The 18441-nt window shown below is 42.4% G+C and carries 17 protein-coding genes; 6 read left to right on the forward strand and 11 right to left on the reverse strand.

From position 1 onward, the window contains the following. Nucleotides 1–130 precede the first annotated feature (130 nt). Genes U5K35_RS10765 through U5K35_RS10775 form a run of 3 tightly spaced genes read right to left on the reverse strand, consistent with a single transcriptional unit; the run spans nt 131 to nt 2999 of the window. Nucleotides 131–2107 carry a TonB family protein gene (locus tag U5K35_RS10765; protein ID WP_322571464.1) on the reverse strand — a complete coding sequence of 659 codons (1977 nt, stop codon included), beginning with the start codon at nt 2105–2107 and terminating at the stop codon, nt 131–133. Nucleotides 2108–2110: 3 nt separating this feature from the next. After that, nucleotides 2111–2488 carry a BlaI/MecI/CopY family transcriptional regulator gene (locus U5K35_RS10770; protein ID WP_322571465.1) on the reverse strand — a complete coding sequence of 126 codons (378 nt, stop codon included), beginning with the start codon at nt 2486–2488 and terminating at the stop codon, nt 2111–2113. Between the two features lie 34 nt (nt 2489–2522). Continuing rightward, the gene (locus U5K35_RS10775) at nt 2523–2999 is read right to left on the reverse strand and encodes a hypothetical protein (protein WP_322571466.1); all 477 of its coding nucleotides are present in this window, start codon (nt 2997–2999) and stop codon (nt 2523–2525) included. 129 nt (nt 3000–3128) lie between these two features. Between U5K35_RS10775 and U5K35_RS10780 the strand changes: the two genes are divergently transcribed. The 3 genes from U5K35_RS10780 to U5K35_RS10790 all read left to right on the forward strand — a co-directional run bounded on the left by U5K35_RS10780 (nt 3129) and on the right by U5K35_RS10790 (nt 7977). Beyond that, entirely contained in the window at nt 3129–4694 is a 1566-nt protein-coding gene (locus tag U5K35_RS10780) for a cryptochrome/photolyase family protein (protein WP_322571467.1), read from the forward strand. A 1146-nt stretch (nt 4695–5840) separates the two neighbouring features. Beyond that, nucleotides 5841–7052 carry a 2'-deoxycytidine 5'-triphosphate deaminase gene (locus tag U5K35_RS10785; RefSeq protein WP_322571468.1) on the forward strand — a complete coding sequence of 404 codons (1212 nt, stop codon included), beginning with the start codon at nt 5841–5843 and terminating at the stop codon, nt 7050–7052. 226 nt (nt 7053–7278) lie between these two features. Further along, complete coding sequence (locus U5K35_RS10790) at nt 7279–7977, forward strand: RsmE family RNA methyltransferase (protein ID WP_322571469.1); 699 nt, start codon at nt 7279–7281, stop codon at nt 7975–7977. 45 nt (nt 7978–8022) lie between these two features. Here the strand turns inward: U5K35_RS10790 and U5K35_RS10795 are convergent, their stop codons facing one another. The 8 genes from U5K35_RS10795 to U5K35_RS10830 form a co-directional block, all read right to left on the reverse strand. Further along, nucleotides 8023–9894: a S41 family peptidase gene (locus U5K35_RS10795; RefSeq protein ID WP_322571470.1), complete on the reverse strand. Its 1872-nt coding sequence runs from the start codon at nt 9892–9894 to the stop codon at nt 8023–8025. A gap of 138 nt (nt 9895–10032) precedes the next feature. Next, nucleotides 10033–11445 carry an ATP-dependent protease ATPase subunit HslU gene (gene hslU / locus U5K35_RS10800; protein WP_322571471.1) on the reverse strand — a complete coding sequence of 471 codons (1413 nt, stop codon included), beginning with the start codon at nt 11443–11445 and terminating at the stop codon, nt 10033–10035. A 4-nt stretch (nt 11446–11449) separates the two neighbouring features. Then, entirely contained in the window at nt 11450–12001 is a 552-nt protein-coding gene (hslV, locus tag U5K35_RS10805) for an ATP-dependent protease subunit HslV (protein WP_322571472.1), read from the reverse strand. Between the two features lie 36 nt (nt 12002–12037). After that, nucleotides 12038–13765: an Rne/Rng family ribonuclease gene (locus tag U5K35_RS10810; RefSeq protein ID WP_322571473.1), complete on the reverse strand. Its 1728-nt coding sequence runs from the start codon at nt 13763–13765 to the stop codon at nt 12038–12040. A 397-nt stretch (nt 13766–14162) separates the two neighbouring features. Further along, nucleotides 14163–15431, reverse strand: a complete 1269-nt coding sequence (gene murA / locus U5K35_RS10815) for a UDP-N-acetylglucosamine 1-carboxyvinyltransferase (protein ID WP_322571474.1) — start codon at nt 15429–15431, stop codon at nt 14163–14165. Then, nucleotides 15424–15933 (reverse strand): acetyl-CoA carboxylase biotin carboxyl carrier protein subunit, encoded by a 510-nt coding sequence (locus tag U5K35_RS10820; RefSeq protein WP_322571475.1) that lies wholly within the window; start codon nt 15931–15933, stop codon nt 15424–15426. Before U5K35_RS10820 ends, murA begins: the two co-directional genes overlap by 8 nt. After that, a complete protein-coding gene (locus U5K35_RS10825; protein WP_322571476.1) occupies nt 15923–16195 on the reverse strand; it encodes a hypothetical protein in 273 nt (90 codons plus the stop codon). The genes U5K35_RS10820 and U5K35_RS10825 overlap by 11 nt, the downstream gene beginning before the upstream one ends. A 50-nt stretch (nt 16196–16245) precedes the next feature. Beyond that, nucleotides 16246–16716 carry a hypothetical protein gene (locus U5K35_RS10830; protein WP_322571477.1) on the reverse strand — a complete coding sequence of 157 codons (471 nt, stop codon included), beginning with the start codon at nt 16714–16716 and terminating at the stop codon, nt 16246–16248. A gap of 154 nt (nt 16717–16870) precedes the next feature. Here U5K35_RS10830 and U5K35_RS10835 point away from each other — a divergent pair, with 154 nt between their 5' ends. From U5K35_RS10835 to dut, 3 genes are read left to right on the forward strand one after another with little or no spacing between them, the layout of a single operon-like run. Next, entirely contained in the window at nt 16871–17212 is a 342-nt protein-coding gene (locus U5K35_RS10835) for an arsenate reductase family protein (RefSeq protein WP_322571478.1), read from the forward strand. Continuing rightward, nucleotides 17178–17999 (forward strand): DUF3108 domain-containing protein, encoded by an 822-nt coding sequence (locus U5K35_RS10840; protein WP_322571479.1) that lies wholly within the window; start codon nt 17178–17180, stop codon nt 17997–17999. Before U5K35_RS10835 ends, U5K35_RS10840 begins: the two co-directional genes overlap by 35 nt. Continuing rightward, complete coding sequence (gene dut, locus U5K35_RS10845; protein WP_322571480.1) at nt 17977–18438, forward strand: dUTP diphosphatase; 462 nt, start codon at nt 17977–17979, stop codon at nt 18436–18438. Before U5K35_RS10840 ends, dut begins: the two co-directional genes overlap by 23 nt. Nucleotides 18439–18441 lie beyond the last annotated feature (3 nt).

Here is an 18441-nt window from a genome sequence, read left to right on the forward strand (position 1 = left end):
TTGGGGTTTATCTATAAATGAATAGACAGAGAATACACAAAATCAGGATAAACAAAAAAAGCGGAACCCCGTGAAGGATTCCGCTTTTGAAAAGAATCGGAAACCGATTCTTCATTCCGCACGCTATGGCTCAGCGTGTGATACTAAACGAAGCTTTTTCATATCCTACGTAGGAGAAAATGAGTTCGTATTCACCTGATCCATCGGCTTCAATAGAAAAGTTGCCATTACTGTCTGTGGATGCGCCAACATTTGAGCCTGTCAGGATAACATTGACACCTGAAAGTGGCTGCCTAGTTTCGCCGTCCAGAACTCTGCCACGCAGTTGTCCATCTTCATTACGAACTTCCATAATCATTCTTTTCCCCATGGTTGCAGGAGCTTCCACTTCAGCTGAGCTTGTTTGTCCTGATTCAGAGTCAACAGATTCATCATTTCCCAAACTAAACAGAATAGGTAGTGAATATTTGACTCTAACAGGCTTTCCGCGCTGCATGCCGGGTTTAAATTTTGCCTGACTTACAACCCGAATGGCTTCTTCATCCGCGCCGCCACCGATTCCGCGAAGAATCTGTGGATCTACAACATTCCCGTTTTCATCCACAACAAACTGTACATAGACGCGCCCTTCAATTCCTGCTTTCCGAGCCATTTCTGGATAGCGCATTTTCTGCTGTATTGATCCCAGTCCTCCAATTAACTCCGGCATCTTTTCGACGACTACAAAGAAATCATCTTGCTGAGCCTCTACGCCATCTTCAGGTGTGAGAGATTCTGGATTTACCGGATTCATTCCCAATGCCCTAAGTGTGTTGTTGTAAGATTCTGCATCCAATTTGGTTCGAACCTGGATTACGCCTTTTTCTCCTCGCGAGCCAAACTTTTCAACTGCCTGGTCACCTTTCCATATTTGAATGGCTTCGATGTGTTCAGGCTCAAGCATTCGAAGCTGTTCCAATTTACTTTCATGACGGTTCGCCTGCTCTTCTTCACTCATGTAGATGATAATCTCATGATAGCCCTGCTCGCCGGTTTTGTCGATGTTGGTCATCAGATCCAGCTCCTCTTCATCAAACACGGTTTGTGTTTGCATATCGGTACAGGCCATGGCAAATGCAGTGGTTAAAAAGACAATTCCAAGCAGAAGAAGGCTCGACCACTTCGGAATCTGTTGAGTTTTGGTTTGTTGAGTAATCATTGTGATCCTCTTTTTTAGGTTAGATGATTCCTGAGCCATATTTACGGAAAGTTCTTTGTTGAGGTTGGGCATCGGTATCAGTTCAAGCAGAAGGGAGGCATACTCCTTTCTGGATATCGATGATTCACTTAAAACCATATTGTCGCACCGCATTTCCCGATAGTCGATCAGTTCTCTCTTCAGCCTGTGTACAAGAGGATGGAACCAGAAAACAGCTTCCGTAAGAATAACCATCAGATGTGAAAAGAAGTCGTGCTGAGAAATGTGAGTCAACTCGTGGCGAATCGCTAAATTCATCTTATGGGGTTGACTTTTCAACGAAACCGGTAGCAAAATGACAGGATTCCTGAATCCAAAGGTAACCGGGATGATATCTGAATCTAAAAAGGTAATCTGTACGTCTTTCCCCGTTGCAAGTGCCAATCCAAAATTATTTGAACTTAAATGATCAAGTTCTTTAATAGGCTTGAATGAACAGCTGCTGCGGAGTTTCACCAGATTGTAGCTGTGCATAAAAATTCGGGATATGAAATAAACCATCCCTAAAATAAATACCGTAAACAGAATTGTCTGGATCACAGATATGAGCGGCAGTCCGGTAGATTCCTCCGGTATGAAAGTTACATCAACCGGGCTGGTTAACGTAAGCACTTTGAGCGTGGCTTCTGAAGTTGATGTTGATATCCAATCAGCCAGATTATTAATGGCAACCAGCGCAAGAAGACCGGCAGGAAGCGAAAAAATAAGGGCCATTCTTGTATGATATTGGTAGACCGGATGAATGTTTTTCATCAAGCGGAGAGCTGTCCATATAAGCGCAGTAAATACTGTCCAGATGACTACAGGAAGCCAAATCGCATCAAAAATGGATTCAGCCAATTCAGCAATTTGTAAAATTAGAATATCCATGACTTAATCCTCAATTTTGTCAATCATATCCTTGATCTCTTTACGCTCTTTTGCGGTCAGCTTCTCATTTTCGACCAATGCCTGAACGAGATCTTTAGAAGATCCTTTAAATACTTTATCTACGATCTCATGAACCAGGTTCCCGCGAACTTCATCAGGGTTGATGGCAGCGCTGTAAATGTAGCTTAAACCTTCCTTACGATATTTCAGAAACTCTTTATCGGCAAGATTTTTCATGATGGTCATAACCGTGGTATAAGCCACCTCGCGATACTCAAGCATTCTCTCACGAACGTCGGCAACGGAAGCTTCCCCCAATTCCCATACGTGATGCAGTATTTCCATTTCAGTTTCGCCGAGTGGTGTGAGTGATCTTTTCATGATTTATCTGATTTTTTGGTTTTACGACAAGAAACTATTTGCCGGTCGGTGCTGCAAAAACAACAGGACTGCATTGGGCGTACGGTTTATCTGCTTTTTGATTGAATTTGTAACTGCTTAAAAAAGGCTCGAGAAGTGAATTGAATTGTTCTTCCTGCTCTAAGCTGAATCCGGCTTGTTTGCTGCTATAGTAGTAGTGCTCAATGAACCCGTCTGTGTCAAAATATATCCGAGTGAACATACGGGTGTCTCCGTCAAACAAAAAACCATTTGAAACGAGATGGGACGAAATATCTGAAATAAGTTTTCGATAGCTGTCAATAAAATCAGTTTGTCGTCCCTCAAATACACAGTATTCCGGATTCGAGTTCAGTGCATCACCATATCCTTCTTCGATTTCCAGGATGTCAATGGATTGCTGTTCGGCTGCTTCAAAGGATTTTACGATTGTTTGGCCTTGAGCAGATAATGCCGAGAGTGTTATAAACAGGAGTAGTATTAAGATTCGCATATAAAATCTTACAGTTTTTATTAAATGACTAGTACTATATAAATAGTAATAAAATAAATCGCAAGTCGGAAATGATTTCTTTTGGGAAATTGTGTTAACTGCAATCAAATTTAATGAACCTATTCACACATGCCGAGAAAATATCTTAACCAAATAGATCAAAAAATTGATAGACCGAAACTGGAATTATTTCAGAAAGCTGTATTCATTCTCCACGACCAGCTAAACCTGAACGCCTGGCCGGACTGGATTTTGGAAGAAAAGCCGCTCTTGATCTTTATGGAGAGCAGGGAGAAAGGAAGGGAGGTTCCACATCATAAAAAGAAAGCGGTATATGTATTGAGCAGTATGCGACATTTTGCGATTGAATGTGCAGAGAAAGGTTTTGATGTATTGTACCACTCTACGCCGGAACACTTTGATGATGGGCTGCAAGAAATTTTATCACAATATGATGGAGATCTTACATATATGACTCCATCTGAGTGGGACTCGAGAGAAAGATTAAGAAAGGTTGCAGATGAGTATGATGGCAGAGTAGAAGAGATCGCTAACGGATTTTTTCTGGCTGATCCTGACGAGTGGAAAGAGAAGATCGAGCCGGGTTACCGTATGGAATATTTTTACAGAGATATGCGAAGAAAAACCGGATATCTAATGAGTGGCGATGACCCCGAGGGTGGCGAATGGAATTACGACGAGCAGAACAGGGAAAAACTGCCGAAAGATCATCCCGTGCCGGAGATCAAGAGGTTTGAACCGGATGAGATCACGCAAGAAGTGATTGAGATGGTGAACGACTATTTTCCTGATAGTTTTGGCCATAGTGATAATTTCGGTTATGCGGTAAACCGTGAGCAGGTGTTGGAACTGATGGACCAGTTTCTGGAAGAGAGACTGGATGAATTTGGCCCGTATGAAGATGCTCTGAAAACCGGAAATAACACTCTGTTTCACTCGCAGCTGTCTATCTACATGAACAACGGGATAATACTTCCGACTGAGGTTTGTGAAGCAGCTATTGATCGTTATAAGAAAGATGAAGCACGCTTAAATTCGGTTGAGGGACTAATACGACAAATTATTGGCTGGCGTGAATTTATCCGAATCTATTACGAGGCGATGATGCCGGAAGTGAGAGATACCAACCATTTTGGTTTCGAGAAAAAATTACCATCTATGTTCTGGACGGGTAAAACAAAGATGAAGTGCATGGAGGAGAGCCTGAAGCCGGTCATTGACCAGGCCTATTCCCATCACATTCAGCGACTGATGATACTAAGCAATTTTAGTAATCTGACCGAGACTGATCCGCGAGAACTGGAACAATGGTTTCTGACTGCTTATGCGGACGCATACGAGTGGGTGGAGCTACCGAATGTTTTGGGAATGAGCACGTTTGCAGACGGTGGAGTCCTGGCATCAAAGCCGTATGTGTCGAGTGGGAATTACATCAACAAGATGGGTGACTACTGCAAAAATTGTGAATACAGTGTTACCAAAAAGACAGGGGAAAAGGCGTGTCCGTTTAACTACCTCTACTGGAATTTTGTGGATAAACAGCGAGAGACATTTAACGACAGCGGCCGGGTAAATTTTATGGTGAATATGTTTGATAATAAAAAGTCGGACGAGCAGAAAGAAGCAATCTGGGAATCCACAGATAAGTTTTTGTCATCGCTGGAGAGAGGATGAAATGGAATATGAGTTTTTTGATGGTGGTATGAAATGATGTTTTGCAATGTCGCCTCAATTCAATACAATATTTTAAACTAATCCCTCTATTCGGCGATAAAAGGTAGACGTCTATTCTACCCCGGATTTCATCCGGGGCTACCCATGTGTTGTCCCGATGGGACAATTGGGTACTTAAATTTTTTGTTTTGAAGATAGGGCAAAATTCGACTTTCTTATTCAGTATTATTTGATCTCATTTTTTAAGGAATCGTGATGTTCAACTTCAAATAAGCTCCAAAGGAGCGAGCAGATCTTAGCTCCGGGTGAAACCCGGGGTAATTGTAAGGCCATGAAAAAATCGCCGAAAAGTGAGAGCAGTTCGGAGATGGTAACAGTGTTGAAGCGATGAGTTTCGGGACCCAATCATCTGAAATCAGGGGATGGGATTTGAAAGAGTCATACTGCCGATATTTTGTCCCTACAGGACAATTTTAACCCCACTTATTTCCAGAATTGAAAAATTAGTCAATTTTCGGACTTAGTCTAAGTAAGGTTTGAATCATCATTACTAACATCCCATCGGGATGTAATATGGGTAGAAAAAGATGGACAAGTTATAGTCGCCGAAAAGAGAGAGTAGTTCGAAGATGATAACAGAGTTGAGGCGATGAGTCTCAGGACCCAACATTTGCAATCAGGGGATGGAATTCGAAAGAATCATCGTACCTATATATTGTTCCTACAGGACAATTTTTATGTGAAATAAACAGACTACGATTTATCGTACTTTATTTACGATTATCAGAATGTTAAGCTGTGGGTACTTGAGCTTACATTAGAATTCAACTTCAAAAAGCTCGAAGAGAGCGATCAGATCTTAGCTCCGGGTGAAACCCGGGGTAATTGCAAGGCAAAGAAAAAATTGCCTAATAGAGAGCGCGTTTTGAAGTTTAGAACAGAATTGAGGCGATGAGTTTCATAACCCAGTTTATTTAAAATCAGTTTAAATTCAATTAGATGTATGGTATACAACTAATTGATGGAATCGAACGCTGTTTCAAGAAATCCAAAATTTAGATGCAGATACAATCACCATCAAAAGAAATTTAGCCTTCAAAAACGGTCATAAATTGTTAACTTCGCATCATTAAATGAATAATGATTATGAGCACAACTACCAGCGAAGTTACATTGCGCACAAAGGGGATATTACCCGTACAAAAATTGAAACTGTTAAACGAGGCGGGCGTCATCACCGGTGTGGAAAATCACCCGATACAGGATGATCAATTTCAGCCCAACTCTATCGACCTCCGGCTCGGTGAAAAGGCTTACCGGGTTCGCAGTAGCTTTCTCCCGGAAAATGAGACGGTTCAGCAGAAAATTGACAAACTGCATCAATATAGCTTCTCGATTGAAGACGGAGCAGTTCTGGAGCCAAATTGCGTTTATATCATTCCACTTCTTGAGAAGCTGAAGATGCCCGCTTCTCATTTTTCACCTCAAAAGAAATTATTTAACGGGAATGGAGATCAGTCTGTTCGATTGGTATCGGCGGAAAATTTGACTGCCAAAGCAAATCCCAAAAGTACAACCGGCCGGCTCGATATTTTTACGCGGGTTATTACAGATTACTCTCACCGTTTTGAAGAGATTGAACCCGGTTTTGAAGGGAATCTCTACCTGGAAGTTGTGCCGAAATCGTTTCCGATTAAAGTGCGAACCGGCCACCGACTGAACCAGCTTCGTATCCGTCATGGACATACGGTTTTGTCGGATCAGGATCTGCTTCGGGTGCACTCGGGTGATCCGCTGCTTTTTGATGAGTCAGGCACGCCATTGCCACTTGAAGAGGTGAAGGTGAATAATGGACTGTTCTTGAGTGTGAACCTGCATAGCGATGAGAATGACGTTTTGGGATATAAGGCGAAGAAGCATCGGGATTTGATTGATCTGGATAATATCAACCATTATGAAGTTTCTGATTTCTGGGAGCCGATACGCTCTGCCAGTGAAGATCATCTGATTTTAGAACCTGAAGCGTTTTATATTTTCGCATCAAAAGAGAGATGCCGAATTCCAAAGCATCTGGCGGCAGAAATGATTGCATATGATACGGGTTCAGGTGAACTACGAACTCACTACGCAGGCTTTTTTGATAGCGGATTTGGCGGCTCAGTAGAAGATGGCGGCGCACGCGCTGTGCTTGAGGTTCGATCTCACGACGTGCCATTTTTGATTGAACACGGTCAGACTTTTTGCAGCATGAATTTTGAACCGAACAGTGAAATCCCCGATATCATATACGGATCAGATATAAAGAGTAATTATCAGGGGCAGGGATTAAAATTGGGAAAACACTTTAAACAGAAATAAATGAGTCATAAAAAGCTTGTAATATGAAAGTAGATCGCTGTATTTGCCATGAGATCACTTTTGCTGAAATAAAGCGCATTGCAAGTGAAAAACGTTTAAAAAGTGTCAAGGAGATTGAGGAGAACAGAATTGCCTGCACAAATTGCAAACTCTGTACCCCTTTTGTTAAATTGGTTTTGGAGACTGGAGAGACCGTTTTTGATAAAAGTGACCGGTACAGAAAGCGATGAATATTTTTTACTCACCCACAAGTTCGATTACTCCAAACTCATTGAAGCTCACCGGTCAGGAAGCGAAACACGCTACAAAAGTTTTGAGAGTAAGAGTTGGAGATCAAATTCATGTAACTGACGGAGCCGGACAGCTTTACCACTGTGAGGTTGCCGATATTCAAAAAAGTGATGTTATTTGCAATATTCTCGACACAAATACGGAGAAGAGAAAATCACCATACGTTACACTTGTTATAGGGTTGATCAAAAAAAGGGATCGGCTCGAATTTGCTGTTGAAAAAAGTGTGGAGCTTGGAGTTGACGAGATTATTGTTTTCAGGGGAGATCACAGTGAAAAAGGAAATGTACGATTAGACAGACTTGAGTCTACAGTCTTATCTGCAATGAAGCAGTCACTTAGAGTATTCCTTCCACAAGTAAGCTTTGTTGAAAATTTATCCGATGCGGTTGATGCAAGGGAAGAATCAACGTCATTGATCTACGCTGATGAAACATTTAATGAAAGGGGTTTAGAAAGCCGCTTGAATAATAAATTGATGCTGATAGTTGGACCGGAAGGGGGCTTTTCTGAATCGGAGAGAAACTTAATGAAGAAATTAGGTGGGATTCCATATTCGTTGGGAGAGAAGAGGCTCCGCACAGAAACAGCTGCCGTGAGCATAACAGACAGATACAAAAACGGCCTGCTTTAATAAAAAACAGGCCGTTTAAAGATTCGTAAAGTTTCAGCTTAACAGTTAAAACCTTGCAGCTTGAGAGGAAGCAAATGTTTCGAGTTCCCTAACCTCATCCCAAAGTTTTACAGCCTCAGACAGCGACTCATTAAAGTAGTCATTTACAATAGGGTAGAAGTATTCACTTCCCCAAACCTGTCGTGCAATTTCGGCTTTCATTCTGCCATAATTCATCCAAACAAGTTCTTCATACATCTCCCGGGTAAGTTTTAGGTTGTCTCCTTCAACTTCAGGTTCATCAAGCTCGTCTACAATTTCCAAACCTTCTTCCTTCATCATAGAGAGAAAAGTCTCTTTGTCGGCTTTACTCCACTCGAAATCTTTTCTGAAGGATTGATAATCACTTTCCCACTTTGCACGGAATTCTTCACCTTTTTCATCGAGGAAATCGCGTACAAAGTTGAAATCCACACGGTTTACAAGCATGAAATTAAATAGATAAGGGGAAGAAGTAGTGTCTTGTTCAACCAAGATATCTGGAACAATACCGCCTCCGCCAAAAACTTCCCTACCTGCTTTTGTGGTGTATTTAAGGGAGTCAGGTACCTGATCTTTAAACTCTTTCACGTCAACAGCAGGATCGGAAGATCGATGTACAAATTCATAAGCGTAGTCTTCATTTTTTCCGTCAAAGGGCTTTTGAATTAATCGGCCGGATGGAGTCAGATATCTTGAAATAGTTACCCGGATATTGCTGCCGTCGATTAGTTCATACTGCTGCTGAACCAATCCCTTGCCAAATGTACGGCGTCCTACAATCAAGCCTCGGTCGTGATCCTGAATGGCACCACTTACAATTTCACTTGCTGATGCTGAACCTTCGTTTACCAGAACTATCACCGGAATATCCATCAATATGCCATTGCGGCTCGAGTAGACTTCCTGATTAAATCGGGTATGTTTGCTGTCGGTAGAAACCAATTTCGTATTTCTGGGGAAGAACTCCTCTGAAATGGCAATGGCCTGACTTAGGTAACCACCGGGATTGTTTCTAAGGTCCAGGATAATTCGATCCATGCCCTGATCACGAAGTTTTTCAACTGAACTGAGAAACTCCTCGTGTGTTGTAGCTGCAAACCGGTTGATTTTAATATATCCGGATTGATCATCAACCATGTATTCAGTGTCGATGGTTGTAAGAGGAATATCGTCCCGCTCGATGGTGAAGTTTATCGGATTGGAATTACTTGGTCTCAGAATTTCGACATCTACCTTTGTTCCTTTTTCACCTCTCAGTCGTCGCATTACATCTTCGTTGTCATAACCAATAGCACTCGTATCGTCGATGGAAACGATGCGATCACCGGACATAATCCCCAATTGGTCACTTGGCCCGCCTGAAATAGCTGTGATCACGGTAATGGTATCCTGAATGATATTAAACTGAATACCGATTCCCTGAAATTTTCCTGCAAACTCCTCCTCAATTCTCTCACTGTCTTCAGCTTCTATGTAGACAGAGTGTGGATCAAGAGTTTTAAGCATTTCGCGAATGGAATTCTCCGTGAGCATCGCCATATCCTCTTCGGGATAGTTGTTTGCTACATAGAGATAAGCTTCTTCAAAACTATTATATGAATCTCTTAAATTCTGGATTGATTTGAATTGGGTTGTATCAATCGGTGTGGCGGATATATCAAGAGTGCTGTCCTGCATCCCTTTTACCAGACCGGCTATACTTCGTTTATAGAGATGATCTATGGATGTATCTCCGAAATAGTTGTCCAGTACTCTGCGCTGTACCTGAAGGTATTTGTGTAAATTTTCTTGATCTTGGTCGTTTGAAACAACAACCTTGTCAACACCGGCAAGCCAAACGGCAGAAAGGATCAGTAATAGTGCAAGTTGGGGAGCGAGAAACTTCTTCACAGACATTAGTATTTAGTTTCTTGTTTTAGAGTGTAACGATGATATTACCTAGAGAGTATAATCATCCGTCTGTAGATATACTACATTTTATTCAACGTATTATATAGAAAAACGTTTCTTGAAATTTCAAATTAAAGAACCATTTTACAAGATATAATGACTCAGGTCTTTGTCTTTGGCCAATCCGGAGAGTTGTTTTTGTACATACTCACGGTCGATATCGATTTCACCTGACTGAATATCATCAGGTACAGCAAACAGCAGTTCCTCAAGCAGAGATGATAATATGGTGTGTAAACGCCGTGCACCGATGTTTTCTACCTGCTGGTTAACCTCTGCTGCAATTTTGGCAATTTCACGAATGGCATCTTCTGTAAATTCTATCCGAACGCCCTCCGATTGAAGCATAGCCTGATACTGCTTAGTCAATGCATTTTTTGGCTGAGTCAGAATATTAAAGAAATCTTCTTCCGTCAATGAGGTCAGCTCTACCCGGATAGGAAAACGTCCTTGCAATTCCGGTATTAAGTCAGAAGGCTTGGAAACGTGAAATGCACCTGATCCTACAAAGAGAATATGATCGGTTTTTACAATGCCATGTTTGGTGTTTACCGTGCTTCCCTCCACAATGGGGAGAAGATCGCGCTGAACACCCTGTCGGCTTACTTCACCGCTTCCTTTACTGGTTGATGACGAATCACTTGCTACCTTGTCGATCTCATCTATAAATACGATTCCCTGATTTTGCACCCTTTCCAGAGCTTCCTGAACGGCAGCTTCGTGATCGATTAATTTTTCTGCTTCCTGATCGAGCATAATTTCACGTGCCTCGCTAATAGGCAGCGTACGTTTTGATTTTTTTCGTCCGCCACCAAGGTTGCCGAGCATATCCTGAAGATTCATGCCCATCTCTTCCATTCCCTGCGGTCCAAAGACCTGCATCATCGGGGTTTTGGATGAATCTACTTCAATTTCGATTTCACGATCTTCAAGTTCACCGTTTTTCAGCTTATCTCTGAAGCGCTCACGGGTACGTTCATTGAGTTCGGCGTCAGAAGCCTTATCGGGATTGAAGCCTACTTCTCCCGAGTTACTCGTTGTAGATGTAGTTGATTTTTTTTTGCGTACGGGCGGAATCAGAATATCCAGAATTTTTTCTTCTACAATATCTGCCGCTTTTCCTTTTACGCGCTCCTGCATCTCCATTTTTACCATGTTGATGGCGATATCGGTCAGATCACGAATCATCGATTCCACATCGCGGCCAACATAGCCGACTTCTGTAAACTTAGAAGCTTCTACTTTGATAAACGGAGCACCGGCCAGTTTGGCCAGACGTCGCGCAATTTCAGTTTTACCTACGCCGGTTGGACCGATCATTAGGATGTTATTGGGAATAATTTCATCCCGGATTTCAGGATCAGATTTCAATCTTCTCCAGCGATTCCGAAGTGCGATGGAAACAGATCGCTTCGCCTTTTGCTGCCCGATAATATATTTATCAAGCTCGGCAACTATTTGGCGGGGTGTTAAATTTTGTTGTTCAATTAACTTCATGGTACTACTCATCAATTTCTAAAATGGTCAAATTATGATTCGTATAGATGCAGATGTCTGCTGCAATGTGCAGCGACTTTTCAACAATCTCTTTTGCAGATAGTTCCGGTGCGTTCTCTTTTAAAGCCCGGGCTGCTGCCAGTGCAAACGAACCTCCACTGCCAATTGCCAATATCTGATCGTCTGGTTCAATCACATCACCTTGCCCCGAAATGAGCAGGGGAGTGTCTTTATCAATAACGACCAGGAGTGCTTCAAGTTTTTGGAGAAATTTATCTTTTCTCCACTCTTTAGCCATTTCAACAGCGGCTCGTTGAAGGTTTCCGTTGTAGCTGTTTAATTTCTCTTCAAATTTTTCAAATAGGGTAAAGGCATCCGCTGTAGAACCTGCAAATCCCGCCAGAATAGTGCCTTTTTGAAGTTCACGTACTTTTTTTACCGTAGACTTCATTACGGTTTTATCCAGTGTTGCTTGCCCATCTGCACCTAATGCAACCTTACCGTTGTGGATAATTCCAAGCACAGTGGTAGCATGCAAATTGTTCAGATTAGTCATATAAAACTCTCAAAATTTTGTGTTATTACAGTTCAACTAGTTGTTCTGTTGTACAGGCCTTTTGGGACGACTCGGGCGCTTTTTTTGCCCATTTTTATCATCCTTGGAATAGTAATCCACCTGACGTGAAACATCATTTTCAGTTTCAATTTCACGGCTTTGAACTTCGTGTGCCGCTAAAATTTTATCAAGCGAATCACCTTGAAGAACAACATCTGTAATTTCAAGATCAGAACCTGAAAGAGTTGCTTTAAATTCATTCAGAGATATTGTTTCGTCCGGGACAAAAGAAATTCTGAGTTTGTATTTCATCATCCATTTAAAACGCAGGCTAAATAGCCCCATTGTGAGGTAAGATCTCAGGTATGGATTGATGTAGATGTCCACAGCGCGATATTCCGTGCTGTACTTAAATTTGCTGATCCAGCTCTCAATGTCGGTTACGATAGTATCCTGACTGACAACTGACCCTGATCCACCGCAAGTAGGACAGACTTTAGATACGGAATTAACAACGCTTGGCCGAATACGCTGACGGGTAATCTGAACCAGGCCGAAATCACTCATGCCAATTACGTTGGTCTTAGCGCGATCTTTTTTAAACTCCTTTTTCAGCTCATCATAGATCTTTTTACGGTTTTTGTCGTCTCTAAGATCGATGAAATCCACAACGATAATACCGCCAATATCGCGCAAACGGAGCTGTTTGGCGATTTCCCGCGCAGCTTCAAGATTGGTTTTCAGTGAATTATCTTCTTGCTTCTCTTTGGCGGCATAGGGGCCGGAGTTTACATCCACCACATACATCGCCTCAGTCTGCTCAAAAATGAGGTAACCTCCGGAAGGCATTCGAACCCTGGGGCTGAAAATGGAATTTACATCGTGTGCAATATTCACATGATCAAAAATGTGATCTTTGCCTTTGTAGAGTTCCACGCTTGGAAGCATCTTTGGCGCAATTTGCGAAACATAGCTTTTGATTGACTTATAGAGCTGATAGTCATCAATCAAAACACGATCATACTGCTTTGCAAAAAGGTCACGAATCAAGCTTTCGGTGATGTCGAGATCTTTGTAGAGCAGTGTTGGGGGCTTGGCATTTTCGAGCTTATTGAGAATACGCTCCCATTTTTTCAAAACGGTACGCATGTCATCCTCAAGAGACTCTTTATCTTGCCCCTGAGCAACCGTACGAATGATTACGCCAAAACCGTCCGGGAGCATATCACCGGCAATTTTCTTGAGACGCCGTCTTTCACGTCCGCTATTAATTTTTTTAGAAATAGCAATGTAGTTTCCCATCGGAATCAGAACCAGGAATCGACCTGCAATGGTAATATCTGTTGATACACGTGGACCCTTGGAACCGATCGGTTCTTTTACAATCTGTACAAGGATTCTCTGATCTCTCTGAAGCAGCTTGCCGGCAAGAATCTGCTTGTCGTTATTGGAAAGCTTATCAAATTTCTGAAGTTCTTTATTAGCGTCCTTGGAGATACTCTTGGGGCCATTCATCATTTTGATGTAATCTCCAAGATGATCGCCGGCATCAGAGAAGTGAAGAAAAGCGTCTTTCTCCATGCCAACATCAATAAATGCGGCTCGAATACCGCTCATTACTTTATGGACGCGGGCGAGGTAGATGTCGCCAACGGTACGTTGATTCTCTTCAGATTCTATAAAAAGTTGTGCCAGTTCTTTGTTTTCCAGCAGTGCAACACGGGTTTGATTCCCCGATGAGTGTATAATGATCTGGTTCTTCATGTAAGCGGTAAAATTTCATCAGCAATTCGCTAAGCTTACACTTCACAATCAAAAAGATCTGGTGGGTGTTTAAAAACAGTACTTGGTTTTCCAGATGGTCACTTGCACGAGATAAAGCAGAGCGAGTTGCTAAACTGTTAGAATTCTTGTTAGAAATAGGTGTGGGCGCTTTACTAGGCCCGGAAATACCAAAATCTGAGTACGCAACAGAGCGGCAGACCGCTTTGAAGCGAAAAATCAAATAAGGGGTGATATGTCGTAAAACTTTAAATATCAATATAATAGTATGTCGAGTTCGCAGATTTGTTATCGAACTAGTCCAATGTTTAAATATAGCAGAAAGTTGACTAATAATTAAATATTGAATGTTTATGTAGTAAAGAAACACAAAATTTTACTATTCACTCATTCTTTTGATCGAAGCACCGGCCGCATTTAGCTTTTCTTCGAGATTCTCATATCCTCTGTCGAGATGGTAGATACGCAGTACTTCGGTCGTGCCTTCTGCTACCATACCGGCCATAACCAGGCTGACGCTGGCCCTGAGATCGGTACTCATTACTGAGGCACCACTAAGATCAGTTTTTCCTTCGATTGTCACAGTATTTTTTTCGACATCCAAATTGGCTCCAAGCCTGTTCAGTTCGGGAACGTAGCTAAATCTGTCAAAATAAATTGTGTCGGTTACTTTGGATTTTCCATTTACCTGAGTCATCAATGTAGCCCATTGAGCCTGAAGGTCGGTTGGGAAACCGGGATAGATCTCAGTTTTTATAGAAACCGGTTTAATACTCTCATTTGATTTGATTCTGATGGTTGAGCCATCGATAGTCAAACCCACACCGAGTTTTTTAAAGTGTTTTGGAAATGTGCCAAGATCTTCCGGCTTGCAACCGGTTAACGTCAGATCCGATTCCGGATGCATCGCTGCGGCGATCATATAAGTTCCGGTCTCGATCCTGTCGGGATCGTTTGACATCTCCACACCTTTAAGGGTATCGGCTTTTCGAATTGTAAGTGTATCGGTTCCGATTCCTTCAATATTGGCACCCATTTTCACCAGCATGTTGCAGAGCAGAACCACATCGGGCTCTTTTGCGGCATTTTTGATGGTGAACTTCTTCGCTCGCTTAGCTGCCGCGAGTACCAGGTTGATGGTTGCTCCAACACTGCTTGGATCGAGAGTAAACTCACCACCTTCAACATCTTCACCATCCATTGAGGCGACAACATACCCTTCTTCCAGATCGATGTTGATGCCCATCGCTTCCATTCCCTTTAGATGGAGATCAACCGGGCGCGGACCCCAGGCACAACCTCCCGGAAGAGAAACGCGTGCTTTACCCATTCGTCCTACAAGCGCGCCAAGCATATAAAAGGAAGCTCTCATTTTTCGTACCAGATCGTAAGGGGCTTCGATATGGCTGAGGTGAGTCGGGTCTATCACTAATTTATTCTCATTTTCAAGAAAGTCGACCTTTGTCCCCGTTACGCGAATAACATTGTTAAATGTGTAAATATCTCGCAGTTTTGGGATCAGGTGTAATGTAGATGGCCCATCACCGAGCAGTGATGCAGCCATAAGTGGAAGAGCGGCGTTTTTTGAGCCACTGATTGCAATTTCGCCTTTTAACGGAGTTGGACCTTCAATAACAAATTTATCCACGGGGTTCGATCTCTAAAATAGTTTGATTTTTTTCTACGTTGTCTTTTTCTGTAACTGAAACGGATGCCACTATACCTGATGCAGGCGCTTTTAATTCGTTTTCCATTTTCATGGCTTCAAGAATGGCAACCGGTTGGCCTTCTTCAACCTCATCACCTTCTGCAACCAGAAGCTCTAAAATTTTACCGGGCATTGGGGCTTCAAGCAGACCCACAGATGCAAGCTCATCGGTAGAAAAACCAAGCCGTTCCAGCAATAACTCTTGCTCATCCTTTACAACTGTTTTTACAAAATTGCCGTCAATTGAAAAGGAGATGTTCTGTTTATCTATTTCAATGTTATCAATGATGTGCAGTTTAGTTCCTGTTCGGAAGAGTAGACGGCCATTGGATTGAGATATAAGCTCGTAAGTTATCTCTTTGCCATCTACGGTAGCTGAATGATTGTCACTGTCAATTTTAACGTCAAATGACCGGTCGTCTATAGAAGATTCAAATTGCATGGCTCTGTATACTTTTAAGTCCTGTTTTAGTGGCTTTAAAACTAAACTGCTGAATTTTATCCGAATCGTAAAATGGAGAAACGGATAGAAGTGATTCCGAGTCAAAAACTTCGATGTAACCGTGATTGATCAGTTTAATCAAATCATCGCGGATAGCACCGTAACTGAGTCCGGTCTCATCCTGGATATGAGAAAATGGTTCAGGAAAGATGAGCTCCCGTAGAATAGATTTTTCAGATAGTGTTAATTTTTCCTTTGGCATAGAGCAAGAAGATAGAGGCTGACTCCATTAATGACAATACGGATTTATTCCTATTCGACCCTTACATCGCCGTATGAGATGACGTTTTCGTTTGCATCAACTAATACAATGCGATAGGTACCCTGCGGATTTTCTCTGAACCGGGAGATATCTAACGGTGAAAGTGGCAGAGAAGTTAATCCGGGAGGAATAGGACTGCGTAAATCCTGAAAAACCGGCCGGACATTGTTATCCCCGTAGAAAGCGTAGACTCTTAACCCGGATACAGATTCAACCCCGGTCACGACAACATCGAGGGAAACTTGCTCTGAGGATAAAACCGGGTTTGGGTAAGCGGGATCAACTTCTATCACCCCCTGAAAAAAAGGAGATATTCTCCAATCGTCAGGATCACTGTTTTCTACCGTTCCGTTATTGCTGGTTTCGGTGATACCGTCCGGCATACTAAACGCCTCTCTTTCAAAATCTCTTTGATCACTGCTTTGATTGCATCCGGCGATCAAAAAAAGAGAAATAAGCATGGCCGGGAAAAGTAGTTTTTTGTAAAAAATCACAATAGCTGATTTAGATGAAATGGAGTATCAATTGATTCAGTTCTTTCTAGTAGAGTGACGAAATCGTCACAAAAATGTTGTATTTTTCAACAAATAAAAATCATAATAAAGAAGTACTGTAATGATACAAGTTTACGGGATCAAAAACTGTAACAAAGTGCGAGACACCTTCAAGTGGCTGGATGAAAACGAGGTTGAGTATGAATTTGTTGATCTGAAAAAAGAGCCGCTAACGAGAGACGAGCTGCAATCATTTGCTAATCAGATCGGCCTGGACGTACTTATAAATCGACGCGGTATGAAGTGGAGGGAACTTGGCCTGAAAGACAAGAATTTAAGCGATGAAGAGCTGTTTGATGAGTTACTTGAGCATCAGGTGATGATCAAACGACCGGTTTTGGTAGAAGGAGAAGCAATTTTAGTTGGATATGATGAGGACGCATTTGAAGCATTTGTTGAGTAATTTTCTGTTTTTATTTTTAGCTGCTGTTCCGGTTGTATTTGCCCAGACTGACTTCACATATGAACGAGACCGGGAACAAACTCCATCAATGGAAGAGATGCTGGAGGCCAGGGAGATTTTCGAGTATGAGGTCAAGTATGGCTTTTTTACGCTCGGATGGGTAGACGTTGAACTGCTGCCCGATACAACTTACAATGGCGAAAAAGCGTATCACCTTAGAACGACCATGCGCTCAAACAGTAAGTTGCCTTTAATGGGAACCCGCATTGTGAACTACGAAAACCTTTTTCAGTACAATGAGAAGTGGCCCTACAGTTTTGTTTTTTGGCGGGATGATGTTCACGAAGAAGAGTACGACAGCGCCAGAATCATTTTTGATAGAGAAGCTGAAGCTGTTCGATTTTATGAATTTGGCGAACCCACCGATACACTTGCGTTAAAGGAACCGGCCAGTGGCGGAGATATTATTTTCTATTACTCCAGGAAATTTGCCGGGCTCGAAGAGGAGTATACACTGCCCGCCTATATAGAAGGAGATATGGGACTGGTAACTGCCAAAAGCGGACCGAAAACAGAGAGACGGAAATACGATGCATTTGACAAACCTATTGAAACGTACAGAAGCGAAGGTAATGCAGATGTGGACGGACCATTTGGGTTTAACGGGAAATTTAAATCGTGGTTTTCAACCGATGATCTGCGAGTACCGGTGGAGGCTCATGTACGCGTAATTTTTGGAAACGTAAAAGTTCGGTTAATCAATTATGAGCGAAGAGGACAAGATTAAGATTTATTTCAAAAAACTGGATCACGCCAAAAACTTACCACTGCCCGCATACGAAAGCGATGAAGCGGCGGGAATGGATATTCGAGCTGCACTCGATAAGCCGAAGACTTTAGAACCCGGTGAACGGGATTTGATTCCGACGGGATTGCAAATGGCGTTGCCAGTGGGTTACGAAGCGCAGATCAGACCTCGAAGCGGCTTAGCTTATAAACACGGCATTACCATGCTGAATACACCCGGCACGATCGATTCAGATTACAGGGGAGAGGTGAAAGTTTTGGCGATCAATCACGGAGATCAACCCTATAAAATCGAGCATGGCGATCGCATCGCGCAGATGGTAATCGCACCGGTCTATCAGCCTCAAATTGAAGAGACCGAGTCACTGCCTGAAACCAACCGCGGCAAAGGCGGTTTTGGAAGCACCGGCGTAAAGTAGTTT

The sequence above is a fragment of the Rhodohalobacter sp. genome, assembly GCF_034521535.1.
GTDB lineage: Bacteria > Bacteroidota > Rhodothermia > Balneolales > Balneolaceae > Rhodohalobacter.